This window comes from Bacillus carboniphilus (assembly GCF_039522365.1).
GTDB lineage: Bacteria > Bacillota > Bacilli > Bacillales > JC228 > Bacillus_BF > Bacillus_BF carboniphilus.
Genome location: NZ_BAAADJ010000048.1, coordinates 1 through 21,807, shown reverse-complemented (window position 1 = coordinate 21,807; position 21,807 = coordinate 1). Strand labels below are relative to the sequence as shown.

Sequence of the window (21,807 nt, the reverse complement as noted above, 5' to 3'; positions counted from 1 at the left end):
GGGGGTTAGTCACCCCCTCCTACTCGATTGTTTATATTGGTTCTTCTGTTTTGTGGGAGTTGTAATTTAATGTCGTTGTTGGTTTATGGGACAAGTTGTGTCGGGAATGGGACAGATTGCTGGGTTTATGGGACAAGTTCAGGCAGGAATGGGACACATTGCAAGGTTTATGGGACAAGTTGTGTCGGGAATGGGACACCTTGTTGGGTTTATGGGACAAATTGGGGTGGTAATGGAAAACACCATTGGGGTAGTATTACATGATCTTCCTCTATTGACTGTACGCTTCATAAAAATGCCTCAATTGAAAATACTACCTACTACAATTTAGTTACAACTTAATGTAATTACTCCTCGAATAATGACAGGTTTTGTCAGATATTATATGATAGTTTTGTTGTGTATTAATTTGGAGGAGATACCTCATGATTTTTAATTCATTTGAATTTATTTTTCTATTCCTTCCAACCGCATTTGTATTGTACTTTTTACTACTGAAACTAAATGTGACGATTTCGAAATGGTGGCTACTCTTGGCCTCTTTATTTTTTTATAGTTGGTGGAATCCAAAGTACTTACCCCTTATCCTAGTGTCGATGTTAGTGAACTATGTGATTGGTCGTACATTAACTAGTGAGCGGGTTACTCTATTAAGGAAATCAATCCTGACAATAGGAATCCTTTTTAATGTAGGACTCCTAGGCTTTTTTAAGTACTTTGATTTTTTTATCTATAATGTCAATGCGTTCTTTAAAACGAACTTCCCATTATTAGAGTTATTACTACCATTAGCGATTAGTTTCTATACGTTCCAACAGATTGCTTACTTGGTTGACTCCTATCGAAGAGAAACCAAAGAGTATAGTTTGCTTCACTACGGGATATTTGTGACGTTCTTTCCGCAGTTGATTGCAGGACCGATTGTGCATCATAAGGAAGTCATTCCACAATACAATAAACCTGAAAATCAACGGATTAACTACAAGAATATTTCTTTAGGCTTATTTATATTTGCCATTGGGCTTTTTAAAAAAGTAGCCATCGCAGATACGTTTGCCGTGTGGGCGAATAAAGGATTTGGGATGACGGAAACCTTAACTTTCGTCGACTCTTGGGCTACTTCACTGGCCTACACATTTCAATTATATTTTGATTTTAGTGGGTATTCCGATATGGCAATTGGAGCAGCCTTATTATTTAATATCACATTGCCGGTAAACTTTAATTCTCCTTACAAAGCATTAGACATTCAAGATTTTTGGAGACGTTGGCATATTACGTTATCGGGGTTCCTAACTAGATATATATACATTCCGTTAGGGGGAAACCGTAAAGGTACAACCCGTACGTATGTGAACATTTTTATCATTTTCTTTATCAGTGGTATCTGGCATGGAGCTGGCTGGACCTTTATTTTATGGGGAAGTCTTCATGGTATCGCTATGATCATAGCTCGCTTATGGAAAAAGACAGGGTTTCGATTATATAAATGGTTAGCGTGGTTTATTACGTTCCAATTTGTAAATGCAACTTGGGTGTTTTTTAGAGCACCATCCTTTGGTGAAGCAATCCGAGTTTTGAAAGCCATGGTTGGTTTGAATGGTTTCAAACTCCCTGAAGAATTTAGGAACTACATTCCTACTTTTGATTTTCAATACTATGCTTTTCCACTAGACGAAAGCCTAACCTTTATATTTGGATCACTTTTAATTGGAATGGCTCTAGTCTTTTTAGGGAAAAATTCAATCGAACTCACGAAAAATATGAAACCGAATCTATGGAACGCTCTTTTTGCCTCGGCCTTGCTACTCTACTGTTTCACACAATTACAAGAGGTATCGGAGTTTCTTTACTTTAATTTCTAAGGTGGTTTATACATGAGTTATAAAGCATTTACAATGACCGTCATGGGTATTGTCATATGCTCGACCCTTTCATTTGCTTCCTTTATCTTCTTTATAGACCCGATGTGGACCTATGAGCATGCTCATCCGTACAATGATGTCCAAACGGTGATAGATGAGAGGGAACAGAAGACTAGTGAAATATATTTTAGAGATTTTGACTATGACACACTTCTAGTAGGAAGTAGTCGTAGTACATATGTCGATCCCCATGAGTTAAAAGGAATGCACGCATATAACTTTTCAGTTGCTAATGTCTCCATTCAAGAATATCGAAGTATGATTGATTTTGCCAAAAATCAACGTGAAGATGAATTTGAAAGGATTATATTAGGGTTGGACTTTTTTAAATCCAGTAAAAAAGAAAGCTCAGCCCCACGTAATCTGGACGGATATGTGGAAAGAGTAACGGAACCTTTATATCGATATAAAAATTTATTGTCTTATGATGTTTTTGAATACGCTAAGAAAAACTTTAGAGCGTCCTATCGTAACATGATAAAGGAGCCAAGAGTGTATAATCGGTTCAATGTAGCCCGTGCAGAGGTTATTGATGAGGAAAAAACGGCGCAGGCCACCGAGGAGAAAATCCAGCGGTTCCGTGATGTGTTTTACGGGAAAAACTATGAATACTATGAAGAGTATTCAAATGTTATGAAGGTTGTAAGGGATGCTAATCCTGATAGTGATTTCATCATCTATACCACACCGATTTCTACCCCGTTGTTTAAAGCAATGGTAGAGGAAGGTCAGTTGGACGATTATGAAAGATGGCTAACAGAACTTGTAGATGTTTTTGGTGGCGTGTATAACTTCATGTATCCTAACTCAGTAACTGATGACTTATCGAACTACTTTGATGGACATCATTTTTATCCAGAGGTAGGAACGCTGATCGCTCGTCGAGTAAGTGGGGACGAGACGGATGTTCCAGAGGACTTTGGTGTGTATGTGACGAAGGAAAACTTAGAAGAGCATTTGAGTTTTGTAAGAGGATTAGTAGATGGTTTGTAAAAGTGGGGCTTGCCGGTGATGGCGGGCCTTTTTTTGTTTGTGAGGATTTTCCTGGTAGATGGTTGCGAATTTCCGATAGAGCGCGTGAAATTTCTGATAGGAGGCTTGGAATTTCCGATAGAGTGCGTGAAATTTCTGATAGGAGGCTTGGAATTTCCGATAGAGCGCGTGAAATTTCCGATAGGATGCCTGTAATTTCCGATAGAGCGCTAAGGTTTTCCGATAGCCGGCTTGAAAGTTCCGATAGAAAGCGCGAAATTTCCGATAGCGAACACACACCTATTTAAAACCAGGGTTAAACACCAACTAAGCCTTTAATAAAATACTGGTTACACACCCATTTCTCACCAATCACGCAATGTTACAGTCCTGTAAAACCCCTGTAATATAGGCCTTCCTTATTTTTTTAACCATGTATTGGAAATAAACTGGAATCAACAACCATTGAATGGCCAGTTGAGGGTTTGATAGACTTACTTTTGGAAAGGGAGATTCCGAGTTTTACATATTCGTAAACTCAAATCTTCTTCATCAATCATTTGGAAGTTATTTCCCAGTTTGTTTCAACAACAACTGAAATATTACACACTTATACAGGGGGAATTTTTACACATGTCTTATCAACCAAAAACTTCTCGTAAATTTATCGCAGCAACTGCAACTGCAACTTTAGTGGCGACTGCTGTAGTTCCTGCTGCTTCAGCTGCAAGTTTTACGGATGTATCTGATAGATATAAAGAAGCTGTAGACTACCTAGTAGCTAACAATATTACAGCTGGATTAACAGAAACTACATTTGGTGTTTCTCAAAACATTAAGCGTGGAGACGCTGCTATTTTCTTAGCAAAATCTCTTGGACTTGATATTGACAACGCGAAAGATGCTGGTTTCACAGATGTAAATGACCGTGTTAAGCCATACGTAAACGCGCTTAAAGCTGCTGGTTACATTAACGGTAAAACTGAAACTACATTTGCTCCTGATGCCCCAATTACTCGTGGTGAAATGGCTTTAATCTTAGCTAACGCTTACAGTTTAGAAGGAAACGTTGAGTTAGATTTCAATGATGTTAACTCTCGTTATACAGAAGCTGTCAAAGGACTATTTGCTAATGGAATCACTGAAGGTGTTACTGAAGACAAGTTCGGTACTGACCAAGCTATCAAGCGCGGTGACTTCGCAATCTTCTTACACAGAGCAGATACATTAGAAGTACTAGCTTCTGGAATCTCTGGTTTCATTATGGATGGTACAACACCAGTTGTTGGTGCAACTGTAACAATCGGTAAAAAATCTGTTCAAACAAATGAGCAAGGTTTCTACACTCTTCTTGATGTAGTACCTGGAGATCAAAAGGTAACAGTAGAAGCTGTAGGATTTAAAACAACTACTTCTGATGTAAAAGTTGTTGCTGATCAAGTAACTTCTTTCACTTCTGATATTAGTTCACAAGAAATTAACACAGCTGCTATCGAAGTATCTGGTGTTGTTGTAGATGCTGCAACAGGTGCAGACCTTGTTGATGCAACTGTAACTCTAGAAGCTTTTGATACTGAAACTGAAGAGTGGATTACTGTTGCAACTGCCAATGTTGTTGCGGGTGAATACACAGTTAACCAAACAACAGCTAGCAACAAATTAGAACTAGGTGCTGAATACCGTCTAACTGTAAGCAAAGATGATTACAAAGATCACGTTCAAATGATCACTCTTGATAGCCAAGAAGTTTCTAATGTTTTAGCTGGAATTGAACTTGAAGAAATTGCAGCAATGAACATTAGTGGAACAGTTACAAATGCTACTGGTGAGGTAGTCGTAGGTGCTTCTGTTAAGATTTCTGATGAAGAAGGTAATGAGCTAGCTACTGCAACTACAGATGCTGATGGTGTATACAGCGTTGAAGATGCTAAGCTAGTTGACGGAACTTACAATGTAGTGGTTGACCATGCAGACTCAGCTGTTTCTTACACAGAATTTGCAGTTGTAGAAGGTATTAACGCTACTCATAACGTACAACTTGAAGCGGGTAATGCAATTGCTGCATCGATTGGTACAGAATCAACATACGATCAATTTGTTGCTGATGGAACTTACACAATGGAAATCCTAAGCGGAAAAACTGTAATCGGTACTCAAACGGCTACAGCAACTGCATCAACATTAGGATTTGACTTCTCACGTATCGCTCCAGGTGAGTACACTCTTAAATTAACTGGTGACTATGTAGAAACAAAAGAATTTTCTATTATTGTTGATGGCGACGAAACATTCGAAGGAAGAGCGGTTCCTGCTGGTGTGATCGATGGTACAGTTACAGGTACTTCTGAAACTGTAAAAGTTGATTTAATCGACGCTGAAGGTAACATTGTTGAAACTCTAGAATCTACAGATGGTTCTTATAAGTTTGCAGGTGTTACTGCTGGAGATTACAAAGTACAAGCTTCAGGAGATGGTCTTTTAACGAACGCTTCTGATGAGCTGACTGTGACTAAGAACGCAACTACTACAGTAGAAGCTATTTCACTTGTTGCTGTTGAAACAACTGGTGACGTTGCTGGTTTCGTACGTGTAGATGGAACTCTAGCAGCTGTAGAAGGTGCTACTGTAACTTATTATGATGAAGAAGGTAACGAAGCTGGAAAAGCTACTACTGCAGCAAACGGTTCATACAGCATTTCTGACCTAGAAGCTGGAACTTATGATGTTGTAGTACGTGGTACGGGTATTGAAACTTTCACAACTACTCAAGCTGTAAAAGCTGGAGACAACCTAACAGCTGTTAACTATGAGTTAACTACCGGCGGAAATGCTTCTCTTGAAATTACAGTTGTTGATAGTGAAGGAAATCCTGTAGATGTTAAAATCAACGGATTTGACCTTGCAGACGCGTTCATCGCTGAAGAAAATGCATCTGTTGGTACTTGGGAAGAAGCTGACGCTGTAACTGATACTGTTACATTCAACAACCTTTCTGCTGGAGCTTACTCATTAAGCATCGATGTAGCTTCTGAAGACTTCGTTGATGTTGAAGGACTAGTAGCAATCGCTAAAGGTGAAGCTGCTGAGCTTGAAATCGTTGTAGACGAAGTTGCTGCACAAAGCGCTGTGAACTTCCTAGTAGTGGACGAAACAAACACAAACGTTGAAGATGCGACTGTAGTAGTATTCAACGAAGACGGTTCAATTAAAGATATTTTAACAACAACTGCTGGAACTGCTGCTCTAGCTCTTGTTGATGGTAACTACACATTAGCTGTTTACCAAAACGGATATGCTGTATCAACTCAAGAAATTACCGTTTCAGGTGATGATGTAAACGTACCTGTAATTCAATTATCTCCAATTAAATAAGTCTAGTACTAAGAACCTATCATTCTTTAAGTGATAGGTTCTTTTTTTGTCAAAAAACGAACATTTATAGCGATTGAATCAATAAATAGTCGTATTTTCCTACAAAAATTTACAAATTTTATATAATTATTTAATAAAAGTTTGCTATAATATAACCGTTGTGAAAATTCAGCATTATTTTAGGGGGAAAACAAAGCTATGATTAAAAGATTTGGTAAGCAAGTCGTTAGCTTAGCTGTAGCGTCTGTTATGACCGTTGGAGCTTTTGCTGCACCAGTTGGTTATAACACTGCAAGTGCTGCAGATTTAGTCAAAGTACAATTACTAGGTGTCAACGACCTTCATGGTTACATGGATGAAACCGTAGAGTATGATATAGACGGTGATGGAACCAATGAATCAGTTGGTACACTAAGTTTCATGGCTACATATATGGAAGAGTTAGAGGCACAAAACCCTAATACACTGATTGTGCATTCTGGTGATATGATCGGGGGAAGTCCATTTAACTCAGCTTACTATCAAGATGAGCCTATCATTGAAATTATGGAAGAAATGGGATTTGATGTAGGAACAGTTGGAAATCATGAGTTTGACGAAGGAATTGCTGAATTAAAACGTATGGTAGAGGGTGGAACTCACCCAGAAGGAAAAGGAAGCGCTGATTATGATGGAATGAATTTTCCGGTTGTAGCAGCCAATGCTTTTGATTCCTCAACTGGTGAACTTATTTTAGAACCATATTATATCCAAGAAATTGCTGGCCAAAAAATTGGGTTTATTGGTGTAGTTACTACTGAAACTCCAAGTATGGTCATTAAAACTGGAAATGAAAATTTAGAAATTACGGACGAAGTAGAAGCTATTAACAAATATGTTGAAGAACTTAAAGCTGAAGGAATTAAGTCAATCGTTGTTCTTGCTCATAATCCTGTATCTCAAGATGGACCTGCTGAAGGTTCTAGCGACGCAGCGTATATCGCTGAGAATATTGACGATGAAGTAGACGTGATTTTTGCAGCACATAACCACCAAGTTGTAGACCGTGTAGTTAATAACAAGTTAATTGTACAAGCTTGGGAATACGGAAAAGCTTTTTCAAAGGTAGATGTAGAAATTGATCCTGCAACAGGAGATATCGTAAGTAAAGCAGGAGAAGTTGTATATGTAGACCAAAATGTTGAAGCAGACCCAGAAGTACAAGCTATCATCGATAAGTACAATGCTGAAGTTGAAGATGTAAAAGCTGAAGTTGTAGGTGAAACTTCTGTTGAATTAAAAGGTGGATACGCATCTCGTGGTGAATCTGGAGATAATCCTCTTGGTAACTTAATTGCAGATGGTATGAAATGGTCAATGGATGCTGATGTTGCGCTTATGAATGGTGGAGGTATCCGTACTAGTATTGATGCTGGAGAAATCACATATGGAGAAGCATTTGCTGTTCAACCATTCTCTAATATCAATGTTAAATTTGAATTAACTGGTCATGAGTTGATTGAAGTTTTAAATACACAATTTAGCAGCTATGGTCCAGACTTCTCAATCGCTGGATTTAAATACACTTGGAACTATCGTAACCAAGAAGTTGTAGAGCTATTTAACTTAGACGGATCTGCTTTTGACTTAGATAAGACTTACACAGTTGTAACAAATAACTTTATGTACTATCGTGACAAGTATGGAATCTTAGAATTTACGGATGGTGAGCCTGAAGTAGGTAAAGTAGATGCCGATGCTACAGTTGACTATATTAAGCACCTTTCTGAGAATGGAGCATTTGAATACGAGTCAGAAGGACGTATCTCCGAAGTATACATTACACCAGGATTCAAAGACGTTCCTGAAAGAGCAACTGAGTTTGTAACTTTCCTATATAATGAAGGAATCGTTAGCGGAGTTAACGAAACTACTTTTGATTCATATAGAGAAGTAACTCGTGCTGAATTTGCAGCAATGCTTTCTCGTGGGCTTGGTTTATATGCAGAAGAAAAAGCTCCATTTACAGATATCAGTGGTCTAAACTCTGATATGCAGTGGGATATTTCTGCAGCGTATGAAGCAGGAATCGTATTCGGTGAGACTGATGACACATTTGCACCATCTAAGAGCATTACACGTGACCAAATGGCTGTTATGTTAATGCGTGCTTACGAATATGTAACAGAAGAAGAATACGTGGCTGAAGCAGAAGCTCCGTTTAAAGACCTAGACAATGTAAATGCTGATTTCCAAGCGGCTATTGATGCGGCTTATGAGTTAGGGTTTGTTGTTGGATTTGACGAAGATACTTTTGCTCCAAAAGCAGCAACAAAACGTATTGATAGTGCTTCTGTAATTGCTAGCTTTTTAAGAAATTAAGAGGGAGAAAATGCAGTCTATCAAATTAGATAGGCTGCATTTTTTATTCCGTGAAACCAATGAGCTGTTTCTCTGTTTTTTCTTCTCATAGAAAAAATTGTCACCATTTATAAAAATACTTTGCAAAATCTAGGATTTCCTGTCGATAGTTACACGAAGGAAATTGAATGTGTTAAGAACAAGTGATAGAATAGGTTTAGTCTGGTTTTTTAATCAGTTACTAAATAGGTTTAGAAATTACCCTAAACAACATAGACCCTAAACACATTTACCAAAAAGGGTTCATGTCTGTTGAGGAGGAGTATTTTGAAAATTGTACTTTCAGGCTTCTATGGATTAGGAAATACTGGGGATGAAGCCATACTAGAAGCTATTATTGATAATCTTAGATTGGACCTAGATAATCCGGATATTACTGTACTTTCCTATTCACCGAGTGAAACTTCGGCTGAACATAACGTGAATAGTATCTATCGTGGCTGGCGTCGTGAGAACAAGGAAAAGATTCAAGCACTAAGAAAAGCTGACCTTTTGATCAGTGGCGGTGGTGGTCTACTTCAAGATGCTTACCCTACTAGATTTTTGTTTGGACCACTACCGTATTATTTGTTAGTGGTATTATTAGCGAAGCTTTGTGGAACGAAAGTAATGTTTTTCTCCCAAGGTGTAGGTCCTGTTACCTCGACATGGGGTAAAATTTTGATGAGGTTACTAGCAAATCGTGCTGATTTTATTACAGTCCGGGACCAGTACTCTAAAGAGTTACTACATAAATTAAAGGTTAATCGACCAAAATCGGTTGTAACGGCAGATATAGTTTTTGGTTATCACAAGAAGGAAGATCATACCTGCATAAACAGTTTGCCACTGAAAGGTGATGAAAGATTAGTTGCTGTTTCAGTAAGGTCAAGGTTTGGGTATACTGAACACTATTATAAACTTGCAGAAGCACTAGATGAATTGATCGAAACAGACCATATCACTCCAGTTTTTGTTCCGATGGAAGGACATCATGATGTAGAAGCATCTAATGAAGTTCTTAATAGAATGAAACATAGGGATGCCTGTTATTTGCTAGGTGGTAATTTCACACCTAATCAGTATTTAAATTTCTTTTCAAAATGTGAAATGACAATTGGTTTGAGACTGCATTCTTTAATTTTTTCAGCGCTAGAAGGGATTCCGCACATAGGAATTAGCTACGATCGAAAAGTGGAGAATTTGTTGAAGCGAACTGAGATGTGGGAGTATTCGTTTACATTAGAAGGAATTGATGTAGACAAGTTAAAGAAAAACGCACGTTATATTCTTTCAAACAGGAAAGAATTAAGTGCAATCACAAAGAAAAATGCTATGATTATGAGAGACGAAGCATTAGATAATATAGATTTACTAAAGAAGCATTTTACGAAGTAATTTAGACTTTCTCACGACGAGGAGACGGGTTTCTATGAAAATTTTGTTAGCAACCGTATATGATTACCCCCATCCAGGAGGACTGTCAACACATATGACAACGTTGAAGGCTGGACTTGAGGCTCGTGGGCATGAAGTGGATGTCCTGTCTTTTAGCGATGTACCTAAAGTGTTACAGACGATCAAAGTCCGTGGGACAAGTTTTGTATTGAACAAAATTTCAAAGGGTACAGGCTTTATTTGGGGTCTGAAAACACGCAAGAAAATGCTTCAAGCCATGATAGAAACAAAAAAACACCGTGGGTATGATATTGTTAATGCTCAGGACGTTTATGCAACTTTTGCAGCGATTGACGCTGGATTACCAACTGTTTCGACTGTGCACGGTTATACCGCATTTGAAGCAGTGAGTGCAGGGTCAGTGATTGAAAATAGCCAAGAAGTAAAGTATTTGCAAGAACAAGAGATTGAGGCTTTTACAAAAACAAGAATGGTAATCACAGTTGATTTACGAATCAAAAATTATGTTAAAAAACAAGCGGATGTAGATGGATTTACGATTCGGAATTTCATTAATATAGACGATTTCAAACCAGAAACGTCACAAAAAGAGACACTTAGGGCAAAGCATGGAATAAAAGCAGGGGAAAAGGTTTTCTTCGTACCAAGGAGATTGACCAAAAAAAATGGTGTGATCTATCCCATTCTCGCTCTACCAAAGGTTCTCGAGAAATACCCAGATGTAAAATTGATTTATGCGGGTTCCGGAGAAGCACTGGATGAAATGAAGAGTTTAGTAAGCAAAAATAAACTAGACAAAAGTGTGCGTATATTGGGAGCTATTCCCCACAAGCAAATCAAGGAATTCTACGCACTATCTGATGTTGTATTAGTCCCGAGTATTCATTCATCTGGAGTAGAAGAGGCGACATCTATTTCAGCGCTAGAAGCAATGGGATCTGGAATTCCGTTAATTGCTAGTGCTGTTGGGGGATTAAGGGAAATCGTTGACCATGGAGTAGACGGAATCCTAGTGGAAGAGCGAAATATTGAAGCGTTGTCGGCTTCTATGATTGAACTTCTCGATCACCCTGAAAAAGGAGAAAAATTAGCGAAAGCTGCAAGAACTAAAATCGAAGCACAGTATTCCCATATTTCAGCTGCTGAAAAATACGAACAAATATATATGCAAGCTATAGAAAAAGGTCTATCCTACTAAAAGAGAGAATAGACCTTTTTGGTATTTTACGGGATAATAGTACACTAAACAAAACAAAAAGAAATCTGCATTTTCGTGATGCAGATTTCTTTTTGGCCAAACAACCCAGACTCATCGCTCGTACGTTTATTATTAAAAACAAAACAGGTTTTACATATTCATTGTACCAGCCAGAAAAGGATAATACAAGATAAATATGTAAGACTTTCACGGAAAGTCATATATTACTTTTCATTGAAAAAATTACCTGAAAACGCATAAAAATAGGCAGAAAGTAGGGAGTTGTGTTCCGTCTTTCTGCCTATTTTTTTCGTTATGCGTTCACTACAGAAACCATCCATTTGGAAGGAAGCTCTTCTAGCTGAACTAGGTTTGGTGGGAAGATAAATGTCCATGGCTTAGATGTGTTTGCCTTTACGACCATATCTGGTAATTCAAACTGTCCTCTTGCCACTACTTGTCCATCTCCACCGGCAACTTGTAATGGCAATTTTGAGATCGTTACATCCCGACTATTTCCATTTCTCAAGAGTACCGTGATGGCAAGCTGTCCTTCACTTAGTTTCTTCATTTCAATACCTGTTAGATTGAATTCTGTCTTTCCAAGTGCAGGGAGTTTATGAACTATGGCACGTAATTGTTCAACCTGTTCATCACTCATTTTTTCCTTCCAGGCAGGATCAAGGTCCAACTGATGCTTTCTCATTGTATTCAGGTTGAAAGCTAGGCGCCAGTTTTCTTCTGGAAGTTCGTTTGCTGTAACACTAGATTTAGGGAATTTAAATACCCATGGTCTACTTGAGTGAGCGGGTATTTTTCCAATTTCATCAAAGTTAAAAAAATGTCTAGCTAGGACTTGATCATTTTCATCTAGTAGCATGAGTTCGATTTCATGAATTTGAATTTCTTTTGGCAAGCTATTACGAACGAAAGCTGTTACTTCGAGCTCGTCTTGTCCTTGGTTTAATTCAACGCCAGACAATGAAATTTGGTTCGGCTTTAGTGGAGCTAAATCATTATTTAAAAAACGAAATACATACTGCTGTTCGGGTGTTAACTTCCAAGTTGGATGGAAGGATAACTCAGGATGTATTTCTTTATCACTATCTCCAGGGTTTTCATTTCCTAATTGAAGATCGTCTGAGGAAAAAGAAGAATCTTTTCCTTTTTTCTTGATCTTTTCATCCTTTTTTCTATTAAAGAAAGGGATCATTTTCCTACCTCCGATTCTTGCTTCAGTGAACGAATTAGATTCGCCATATTCAGCGAGATTTCCCTTTCAATTGTAGCATACATTCCGGAGAAGAGCTCAAGGCCTTCTCGGGCGTAGATTCTAATCGGATCCTCTTGCTGATAATGACGAAGACCAATACCTTCTTTTAGGCGGGCCATGTTTTCTAAATGGCGAACCCAGTGATGATCTAGCAGGTTCAACATCGTAAATCGAAGAGCATATTGTGCTTTGGCATCAAATTCAGTATCGAGTATCTCATCTTTAAATTGATCCAGTAGTGGTTGAATTTGCTCCAAGATCTCGTCTGTGTCCTCGATATTCTCTACGTCAAGGATTAGATCTTGTTGTAGCAACTGTTTCGTAACTTGTTTAATGCGTTCGAAATCCCATTCTTCCGTTTCGCTATCGGAAGGGCAGGCTTCTTGAACTGTATGTTTCAAGGCTGCTTCCATTAAATCGACTCCGAGTGGGAAGAGGTTTTCCTCTTCTAAAATTCGATTGCGAAGCTTGTACACGATCCTACTTTGTTCGTTAATGACGTCATCCAGTTTTAAGTTGTACTCGCGCATAGAGAAGTGAGCGCCTTCAACAATACGTTGGGTTCTTTCCACAAGCTCATCTACACTATGGTTTGTAATGTATCCAATTTCATCTGTCTTCATTTTCTTACGGAACTTCTCAACATCATCTTTTGCAAAACGTCTAAACATATCGTCTTCAATCGAGATGAAAAATTGAGAGGATCCTGGGTCACCTTGTCTACCAGAACGTCCACGTAGTTGATTATCGATACGACGCGATTCGTGTTTTTCAGTTCCCAGTACATGGAGTCCACCCAGTTCCGCAACACCTTCTCCGAGCATAATATCTGTTCCACGACCGGCCATATTGGTAGCGATTGTAATCTGTCCTTTTTGCCCAGCTTGAGAGATTAACTCAACTTCTTGCTCCACACTTTTTGCGTTTAACAGTTCGAATTTAAGCCCTGCTTTCTTTAAATGTTCCGCCACCTTTTCTGATTGGAGAATAGAAGTCGTGCCTATTAGAATGGGTTGTCCAGTTGAGTGTCTGGCTTTTACTTCCTCAATCATCCCTTTATACTTGTCCTCAATGGTTGCAAAGACCATGTCATTAAGGTCTTGTCTAATGACCGGCTTGTTTGTAGGGATCTGGATGACTTCCATCCCATAGACTTCTTTAAACTCTTTCTCCTGGGTCTTGGCCGTTCCTGTCATTCCAGAAAGAGTAGGATACATTCTGAAGTAATTCTGAATGGTAATAGAAGCTTGCGTTTTATTTTCTTCTGTAATTTCAACGCCTTCTTTAGCTTCGATAGCCTGGTGTAATCCGTCACTTAACGTACGGCCTTCCATGATTCTCCCTGTAAACATATCGACCAACATAATTTTTCCATCTTTTACGATATAGTCAACGTCACGCTCAAACATGACATGAGCACGCACAGCTTGAATCATATAGTGGTAAAGAGTTTGATGCTCTAATTCGTAGAGATTATCCACACCAAAGGCTTTTTCTACTTTTTCAATGCCAGTGTCCGTTAAACTGGTAGCTTTTGTTTCATCATCGAATTCATAGTCAACATCTCGCTCAAATCGCTTCGCTACTTTAGCGCCAATATTATGAAGCTCAGGACTGGATTTCATTTTCCCAGCGATAATCAATGGCGTTTTTGCTTCATCAATTAAGACACTATCCACTTCATCAATAATGGCAAAATGATACGGACGTTGAACACGTTCTTTTTTACTTTTTATCATATGGTCTCTTAGATAATCGAAACCAAACTCAGTACCCACTCCATATGTAATATCTGCTTGATATGCTTGCTGTTTTCGATCAGGCTCCATCATAGGTAAGTTGAGTCCTACCGTTAAGCCTAGGAATTCATGGATCTGTCCGATGATAGATCGGTCACGACGAGCAAGGTATTCGTTTACTGTTATAACGTGGACGCCTTTTCCTTCAAGGGCACGTAAGTAACTCGGTAAAGAAGCTACTAATGTTTTTCCCTCGCCTGTTGCCATTTCAGAAATGTTTCCTTCTGTAAGGACAAGGCCGCCAATTAGTTGTACATCAAAATGACGCATGTTTAATACACGTTTTGCGGCTTCCCGCACAACTGCAAAAGCTTCTGCTTGAATGTCGAAAATAGTCTTTCCATTCTGAAGAGCATCTCGAAATTCGACAGTCTTTTCACGCAACTGTTGGTCAGAAAGTTTAGAGATGGCTGGTTCTAACTCATTTATCTGAGTAACAAGCTTGTAATATTTTTTTAATTTTCTTTCTGGTTGATTCCTGTTATTCTTAAAAAAGGGCATCATTGATTGTCCGCTCCTTATTTTTATAGGGTTTCCTCTAACAATTAATCATACCAAATTAAAGAGTTCCTGACTATAAGGCAAAACAAACTAGAAATAATTGCAACTTTTTTTCTCTAGATACGTCTTATTATAGGAAGTACCATTCAGTATTGATTAGTTTAAGTATTTGTAAAATGGGGGAGATATATAAAGGAATTTGTCGTATGTGTCCTACATACTGAATATTTAAAAATATTAAATTTAATTTATAGATTCATATTTTCGATTCTAGCATGCTATAATTAGCGTCGGGATTATTTTGAGAGAAAATATTGGAAATGTTCAACAGTATGTGTAATTGAAAAAATTAACCCCAGTATCAGCGGACAAAAAAGCAGTTACTTGAACGAAGTATGTAAATAACGAAGAAAATTTATTCATTCGAACAGAAGTTTTCGAAATGATTACAAATACATTTGGGAATGCTATGTACCAGGGAGGTATATCATGGTTGATGTTTATGTCACCTTAGCGATTTGCTTTGTTGCTTCTATAGTTTTAACACCGCTTGTGAAGCGATTTGCAATTAAAATTGGAGCAACAGATAAACCGAACCAACGAAAAGTTCATCAGAAAATAATGCCTCGTCTCGGAGGTTTAGCCATATTTTTAAGCTTTATTATTGGTGTACTCATTACAAGACCAGATGATGTATATGCAGCACCAATCTTGCTAGGTAGTGTGATCATCATCATTACAGGATTTCTAGATGATTTAACGGAGCTATCAGCAAAGTGGAAGCTTCTCGGTCAAGTTGCAGCAGCTGTTGTCGTTGTACTTGGTGGGGTACAGGTTGAATTCATTAACCTTCCATTTGGATTTGGTGAGTTACAATTTGGTTTTATGAGTATTCCATTAACAATTTTTTGGATCGTAGCCATTACCAACGCAATTAACTTAATCGATGGACTGGATGGATTAGCAGCTGGAGTATCATCTATTGCGTTAATTACCATTTCAGCTATGGCCTTCTTAAAAGGTGATATGTTCGCCATGACTATGGGGCTCATTGTAATAGTTAGTACGTTAGGGTTTTTATTCTACAATTTCCACCCAGCCAAAATCTTTATGGGTGACACGGGTGCGTTGTTCTTAGGTTACATGATTGCCGTTTTGTCCTTACTCGGATTCAAGAACGTAACGGCGATCTCGTTAATAATCCCGGTTATTATTCTCGGTGTTCCAATTTCTGATACGCTATTCGCTATTGTTAGACGTATCGTAAATAAAAAGCCGTTATCAGCACCAGATAAATCACATTTGCACCATTGCTTGCTAAGGTTAGGATTTTCACATAGGCAGACCGTACTTCTCATTTATGCAATGGCCGCAATGTTTGGTTTAGCTGCATTTATCTTCTCAATGTCCACCATGTGGGGAGCAGTCATTGTCGGATTTGTGATCTTGATTGCCATTGAGTTGGTCGCTGAAGTAACTGGGTTGGTTGGTAAGAATTATCGTCCGTTGTTGAAGATGATGCGAAATCGATAAGTGAATGAAAGTCACGTGGGTTGATATCTACGTGGCTTTTTTGTTTTTACGAGAGACATTTTATAGTGATTCAGACTTAACTTAGCGAAACTTAGGAGGAATTTTTGTAATAAAATGAATTTTATTGTAATTTTTATTATTTTTTAATCGAATATTGTTGAATATTGGGAATAAAAGGGGAATTAAAACTATTTACTCAATTCTGAAAACAATGCTACCCTTAAAATTAGGTAGATTTGACTATGAATCTACTGAATTTTACTAGGGAGGTAGGAAATTGGTAAAGAGAAGTTTGGTTTTATTATTAGTATTTCTTCTCTCATTCGGTAGTGCAGTCTACGGAATGACCCCTTCTTTGATGCAGGAGAAACCTAATCTGTCAAAAGAAGAATTAACTCCAGATGTAGATCCGAATGAAAAAGTACGTGTAATTGTAGAGTTAAGTGAAGAGCCAACAATCATGTATGCACAAAAGAAAGGAATGTCATTTAAAGACTTAAATGACACAACGAAAGAACAATTAGAAACTGAGGCATTAACAAAGCAACTAGAAGTACAATCAGATATCAATACTGTAGTTAAAGATATTGAGTATTTAAATCAGTTTACTACTGTTGTTAATGGTTTTAGTGCGGAAGTGGCATATTCTGATTTGGAAAAAATCACAAAAATTCCAAATGTAAAAGGTGTACATATTGTTAATGAATATCAACGTCCTGAGATCACACCTGATATGACATTTAGTAAAGAGCTAGTGGATGCTCAACGTGCTTGGACTGACTATGGATATAAGGGTGAAGGGATGGTTGTAGGTATCATTGACACAGGTATCGATCCTTCCCACAGAGATATGGTTCTTACTAATCCAAGTGAAGCTAAATACAATGAAACAGAGATTAATAGTCTAATTGAGTCAGAAGAATTGAAAGGTAAGTTCTATACGGCTAAAGTCCCATATGGCTATAATTACATGGATGATAATAACACTATTCTTGATTTAGGTTCTGGAGCATCCATGCATGGAATGCACGTTGCAGGAACTGTTGGCGCTAATGGTGACGAAGAGAATGGTGGAATTAAAGGTGTTGCACCAGAAGCCCAACTTTTAGCTTTAAAGGTATTCGGTAATAACCCTGAAATGCCATCAACGTTCTCGGATATTATTATTAAAGCCATTGATGATGCAATCAAATTAGAAGCTGATGTTCTTAACTTAAGCTTAGGGGCAACAGCTGGATTTGTAGATGAAAATGACCCTGAACAACAAGCTGTTAAACGAGCAGTTGATAATGGAATTTTAGTATCAATTTCAGCTGGTAACTCAGCATTATTCGGTGATGGCTATTTCTATCCGTATGTTAGTAACCCTGATTACGGTGTAAGTGGTTCTCCTGGAGTTTCTTATGATTCGCTTCAGGTCGCCTCTCTTGAGAACTCCTATATGCCGGTGGATTCTTTGAATTACGCGATTATGGAAGCTGAGGATATTGAAATTCTAGATGAAACGAGTACTGAGGTTAGTGAGGATACTCAAGAAGAGGTAGCAGACACTGATTTAGAGGGAGGTTCAAGCTCTGATTTAGATGAACTTGTTACCGGTGAAGAATCAGGTGCAGGTGAAGAAGAACCAGGTACTGGAGAAGAAGAACCTTCTGTAATTGAAGAAGGCAGTGCTCCATTCCTTTCGGCAAGTGCTGTTCACCCGAATGAATATGTGCAAAAGACTTTTGAGATAGTTCATGCTGGATTAGGTCATCCGCATCAGTTTCCAGAAGATACTGCTGGAAAATATGCACTAATCCAACGTGGTGAACTCCCATTCGTAGACAAAGCACTAAATGCACAAGCAGCCGGTGCAGTTGGAGTTATTATCTATAACAATGACGGTGGAATAGTAAACATGGCTACTGATCCAGCGATTACAATCCCACAGTTATTTATGTTAAAGGATGATGGGGATAAGTTAGCAGCGGCTTTAGGAGAAGGGAAAGTAGTGCTAATCAATTTTGCTGGAGAAAGCACAACTATCCAAAACCCATCTGCGGGCACAATGAGTACGTTCTCGTCTTGGGGATTAACGCCAAACCTAGATTTTAAACCTGAGATCACTGCGCCAGGTGGGCAAATCTATTCGACTTTAAATAACGATCAATATGGTTTAATGAGTGGAACATCAATGGCTGCACCACATGTTTCTGGTGGATCTGCACTTGCCTTACAGCGTGTTGATGAAGAGTTTGGAGTTAGTGGTTTTGACCGTGTATTAATGGCAAAGAATTTACTTATGAATACTGCACTACCAATCGTTGATGCAAATGGTGATGGTAGTATATATGTTTCACCTCGTCGTCAAGGTGCTGGTTTAATGCAATTACATGCAGCCTTATCTACTCCTGTAGTAGTTACTGAGCAAGAGACAAATGAGGCTAAAGTAGCTCTTAGAGAAATCACAGAGGATAGTGTTTCATTTACTTTGACTGCAACTAACTATTCCGATGAGGATGTTTCATATGATGTTGCTACTAACTTGCAAACTGATAGTCCAGTTAATGCCGGTGTTTTAGTTGTTGCACCAAATTTAGTTAGTTCTTTGGATATTCCAGGTGCTGCTATTACTGTTAACGGAGAAGAAAGTCCTACTATAGGTATTCCAGCAGGAAGCACTGTTAGCATTGATGTAACCATTGATTTTTCAGGAGTACTAGCAGATTTAGATGCTATTTTTACTAACGGTTACTGGGTTGATGGATTTATTAGATTTGTTGATCCAACCGATACTCATCCTTCACTAGTTGTTCCAATGTCTGGCTTCAAAGGTAACTGGGATGATGCGCCAATCTTTGACTTACCAACATGGGATCCAATGACATACTATGGTTACACAGAAATGTTATATGAAAGTGAAGGTAGCTTCTATTTCTTGGGATATGATTTAGATGAAAATCTAGATCCTAATAATATTGCTATTTCACCAAATGGAGATGGCATTCAGGATAATGCTTTGCCAATCTTATCATTCTTAAGAAATGCTAAGGAACTACAGATCAATGTATTAGATGCTGAGGGCAATCACCTCCGCACTCTTAGAACTGAATCAAATGTCCGGAAAAATTACAGTACAATATTAAGTACACCTTACTCCTTAGTTCCAGCTAGGGTTTGGGATGGAAAGATTAATAAAGAAGTTGCAGAGGATGGTCAATACTACATTCAACTTAAAGCAAAGATTGATTTTGAAGGTGCTGAATGGCAGTCATTAGAGCTTCCAGTAAAAGTAGATACGGCTAAGCCAACTGTTACAGCTTCATTTAGTGAGGAAACTCAATCAATTTCCTTAGAAGCTACAGATAATGATGGCGGTAGTGGATTATTTTACTGGGACGTTTGGGTAGATGGAAGTAGTGTTCTTCCTGCTCCATTATCCCCTTCAGTAACAGATTATCACTTTGATAAGACTGTTAAAGCTAACGAGTCTGTTGAAATAGTTGTGTTTGACTTTGCAGGAAACTACTACTTTGAAACATTAAAAGAATCTGTTGACCAAGAAGTTCCTGAGATTCATGTAACTTCACCAGAGTATTTAGAGACGTTAAACTCAAAAATGTTTGAGGTTTCTGGTTATATTAACGATAAATCCGATATTGCCGAGTTACTAGTTAATGGAGAGGCTGTTGAAAACCTTTATCCGATGGGGAATGACACGTACTTTAGCAAGACAGTTCAATATGAAGCAGATGGAGTATACAATATTATTGTAAAAGCAACTGATTCAGCTGGGAATGAATTGTCTGTTGCGCAAAAAGTAATTGTGGATTCAACCACCCCTACTATTGAGCTGTTAACCAGAAATATTCCTAATTTTGTTTCGGCAAATGGCTCAAATCCGACAATTGATGTAAAAGTTGCAGATAACTATGATGAGGTTCGTTTGTACCTCAATGATAGTGAAGTGTATGCGCATGAGTTTGCTGAGCCATTTGAAATGAGAGCATTCGAAGCGACTGTTGAAGATATTGAGTTACCTTTAGTAACTGGGGAAAATACATTTACATTAAAGGTTACTGACCTTGCAGGACACGTTGTTGAGACTGAAGAAATTGTCATTAACAAAGCAGCACCTCCATCTGGTGGAAGTGTAACACCGCCTGCACCGTCTCAACCAGATAACAATGGTGATGTGGATAGTGATGTTGAGGATGCAATAGGGGAGTCTCAAGAGGAAATAGAAGTTGAACTTCCAAATGCTGATGATAGTGGAAAAGTTACGGCTGAAATTGGTACTGATACATTTAAAAAAGTAGCAGAAAGTAAAAAACCATTGGTACTAAATTCTGAAGGAGCATCTTTAAAGCTTCCTGCAGGAGTAGTGGATGAACTTTCTAAAGCTACCAAGGATAAAGTAAAAGTGTCCTTAACTCCGGTGGATGAATCTAATGTTCCATTAACCGATGGGCAAAAATTAAAATCAAAAGTGCTTGATTTTACTATTTCATTAGTTAGTGGTTCCAAGGAAACAAAGGTGTCTTCTTTTAGCGAACCACTTCAACTTAGCTTCTCGGTAGAGGGTGAACCATTTGGTGATAAGCGGAAAGCAGCTGCTTACTATTTAAATGAAGATACCAACGATTGGGAATATGTTGGTGGTAAAGTAGAAGGGGATAGACTTGTATTTAAAACTAGACACTTCTCAAAATATGCAGTGATTGAAAATAGTAAGACATTTACTGATATTCAAAATGCTTGGGCTAAGGACGAGATTGAAGTTCTTGCATCAAGAAGTATTATTAGCGGAAAGACAGAAGATTCTTTCGCTCCTGAAGACAAATTAACTCGAGCTGAATTTGCTGTTCTTTTATCAAGAGCATTAAATTTACCTACTGAACAATATCAAGGTACTTTTACAGATGTGACAGAAGGTAAGAAGTGGGCATATGCAGGAATTGAAGCAGCACACAGAGCGGGTATTGTGGCAGGATTTGAAGATGGAAGCTATAATCCAGATGCTAAAATTTCACGTGAGGAAATGGCGGTCATGATTGTTCGTGCAGTAGAGTACCAAAATAGTACTTTACTTGAAGATCTTGATCCATCGACACAATTTGTTGATGAAGGAAAGATTGGAACTTTTGCGTTTGATGCCATTTATCAAGCAAATGCCTTAGGGATTATCAGTGGTCGTGCAGGGAATGTCTTTGATCCGAAAACGAACACAACTCGTGCAGAAGCTGCCGCGATGCTGTATCGATTGTTAAATACTCTAGGTGAATTATAAAGATCATGATTCATGTTTAAGTACAAAAAAAGGCAGTGACTCATCCATTGAGCACTGCCTTTTCTTTGTGCGCCCAGCATGGGTGCAATCTATAGGGTGCAAGTCCCGAACTGTGAAGGCAGAAGTAGCAGTAGCTTAACGCAAGGGTGTCCGTGGTGACGCGG

General features: G+C 38.3%; 11 protein-coding genes. 9 read left to right on the top strand and 2 right to left on the bottom strand.

The window, feature by feature from the left end:
• The first annotated feature begins 106 nt into the window (after positions 1-106).
• From ABDZ91_RS14725 to ABDZ91_RS14695, 7 genes are all read left to right on the top strand, one after another.
• Positions 107-331 (top strand): hypothetical protein, encoded by a 225-nt coding sequence (locus tag ABDZ91_RS14725; protein ID WP_343800229.1) that lies wholly within the window; start codon positions 107-109, stop codon positions 329-331.
• A 94-nt stretch (positions 332-425) separates the two neighbouring features.
• Positions 426-1,865 carry an MBOAT family O-acyltransferase gene (locus tag ABDZ91_RS14720; RefSeq protein WP_343800227.1) on the top strand — a complete coding sequence of 480 codons (1,440 nt, stop codon included), beginning with the start codon at positions 426-428 and terminating at the stop codon, positions 1,863-1,865.
• Between the two features lie 12 nt (positions 1,866-1,877).
• On the top strand, positions 1,878-2,918 hold the full coding sequence (locus ABDZ91_RS14715; protein ID WP_343800225.1) for a hypothetical protein: 1,041 nt from the start codon (positions 1,878-1,880) through the stop codon (positions 2,916-2,918).
• Positions 2,919-3,530: 612 nt separating this feature from the next.
• Complete coding sequence (locus tag ABDZ91_RS14710) at positions 3,531-6,269, top strand: carboxypeptidase regulatory-like domain-containing protein (protein ID WP_343800223.1); 2,739 nt, start codon at positions 3,531-3,533, stop codon at positions 6,267-6,269.
• 198 nt (positions 6,270-6,467) lie between these two features.
• Positions 6,468-8,630 (top strand): 5'-nucleotidase C-terminal domain-containing protein, encoded by a 2,163-nt coding sequence (locus tag ABDZ91_RS14705; RefSeq protein ID WP_343800221.1) that lies wholly within the window; start codon positions 6,468-6,470, stop codon positions 8,628-8,630.
• Between the two features lie 306 nt (positions 8,631-8,936).
• On the top strand, positions 8,937-10,046 hold the full coding sequence (gene csaB / locus ABDZ91_RS14700) for a polysaccharide pyruvyl transferase CsaB (protein ID WP_343800219.1): 1,110 nt from the start codon (positions 8,937-8,939) through the stop codon (positions 10,044-10,046).
• 34 nt (positions 10,047-10,080) lie between these two features.
• Positions 10,081-11,265 (top strand): glycosyltransferase family 4 protein, encoded by a 1,185-nt coding sequence (locus ABDZ91_RS14695; RefSeq protein ID WP_343800217.1) that lies wholly within the window; start codon positions 10,081-10,083, stop codon positions 11,263-11,265.
• Between the two features lie 313 nt (positions 11,266-11,578).
• On the opposite strand, the gene ABDZ91_RS14690 is transcribed toward ABDZ91_RS14695, so the two are convergent.
• Both ABDZ91_RS14690 and secA2 read right to left on the bottom strand, forming a co-directional pair.
• Positions 11,579-12,478 carry an accessory Sec system S-layer assembly protein gene (locus ABDZ91_RS14690; protein ID WP_343800215.1) on the bottom strand — a complete coding sequence of 300 codons (900 nt, stop codon included), beginning with the start codon at positions 12,476-12,478 and terminating at the stop codon, positions 11,579-11,581.
• Positions 12,475-14,841, bottom strand: coding sequence for an accessory Sec system translocase SecA2 (gene secA2 / locus ABDZ91_RS14685; protein ID WP_343800213.1), 2,367 nt, complete (start codon positions 14,839-14,841; stop codon positions 12,475-12,477). Before secA2 ends, ABDZ91_RS14690 begins: the two co-directional genes overlap by 4 nt.
• Before the next feature lie 486 nt (positions 14,842-15,327).
• On the opposite strand from secA2, the gene ABDZ91_RS14680 reads away from it, so the two are divergent.
• Positions 15,328-16,371 (top strand): glycosyltransferase family 4 protein, encoded by a 1,044-nt coding sequence (locus ABDZ91_RS14680; protein WP_343800211.1) that lies wholly within the window; start codon positions 15,328-15,330, stop codon positions 16,369-16,371.
• Positions 16,372-16,648: 277 nt separating this feature from the next.
• A complete protein-coding gene (locus ABDZ91_RS14675; protein WP_343800209.1) occupies positions 16,649-21,643 on the top strand; it encodes a S8 family serine peptidase in 4,995 nt (1,664 codons plus the stop codon).
• Positions 21,644-21,807: the final 164 nt, after the last annotated feature.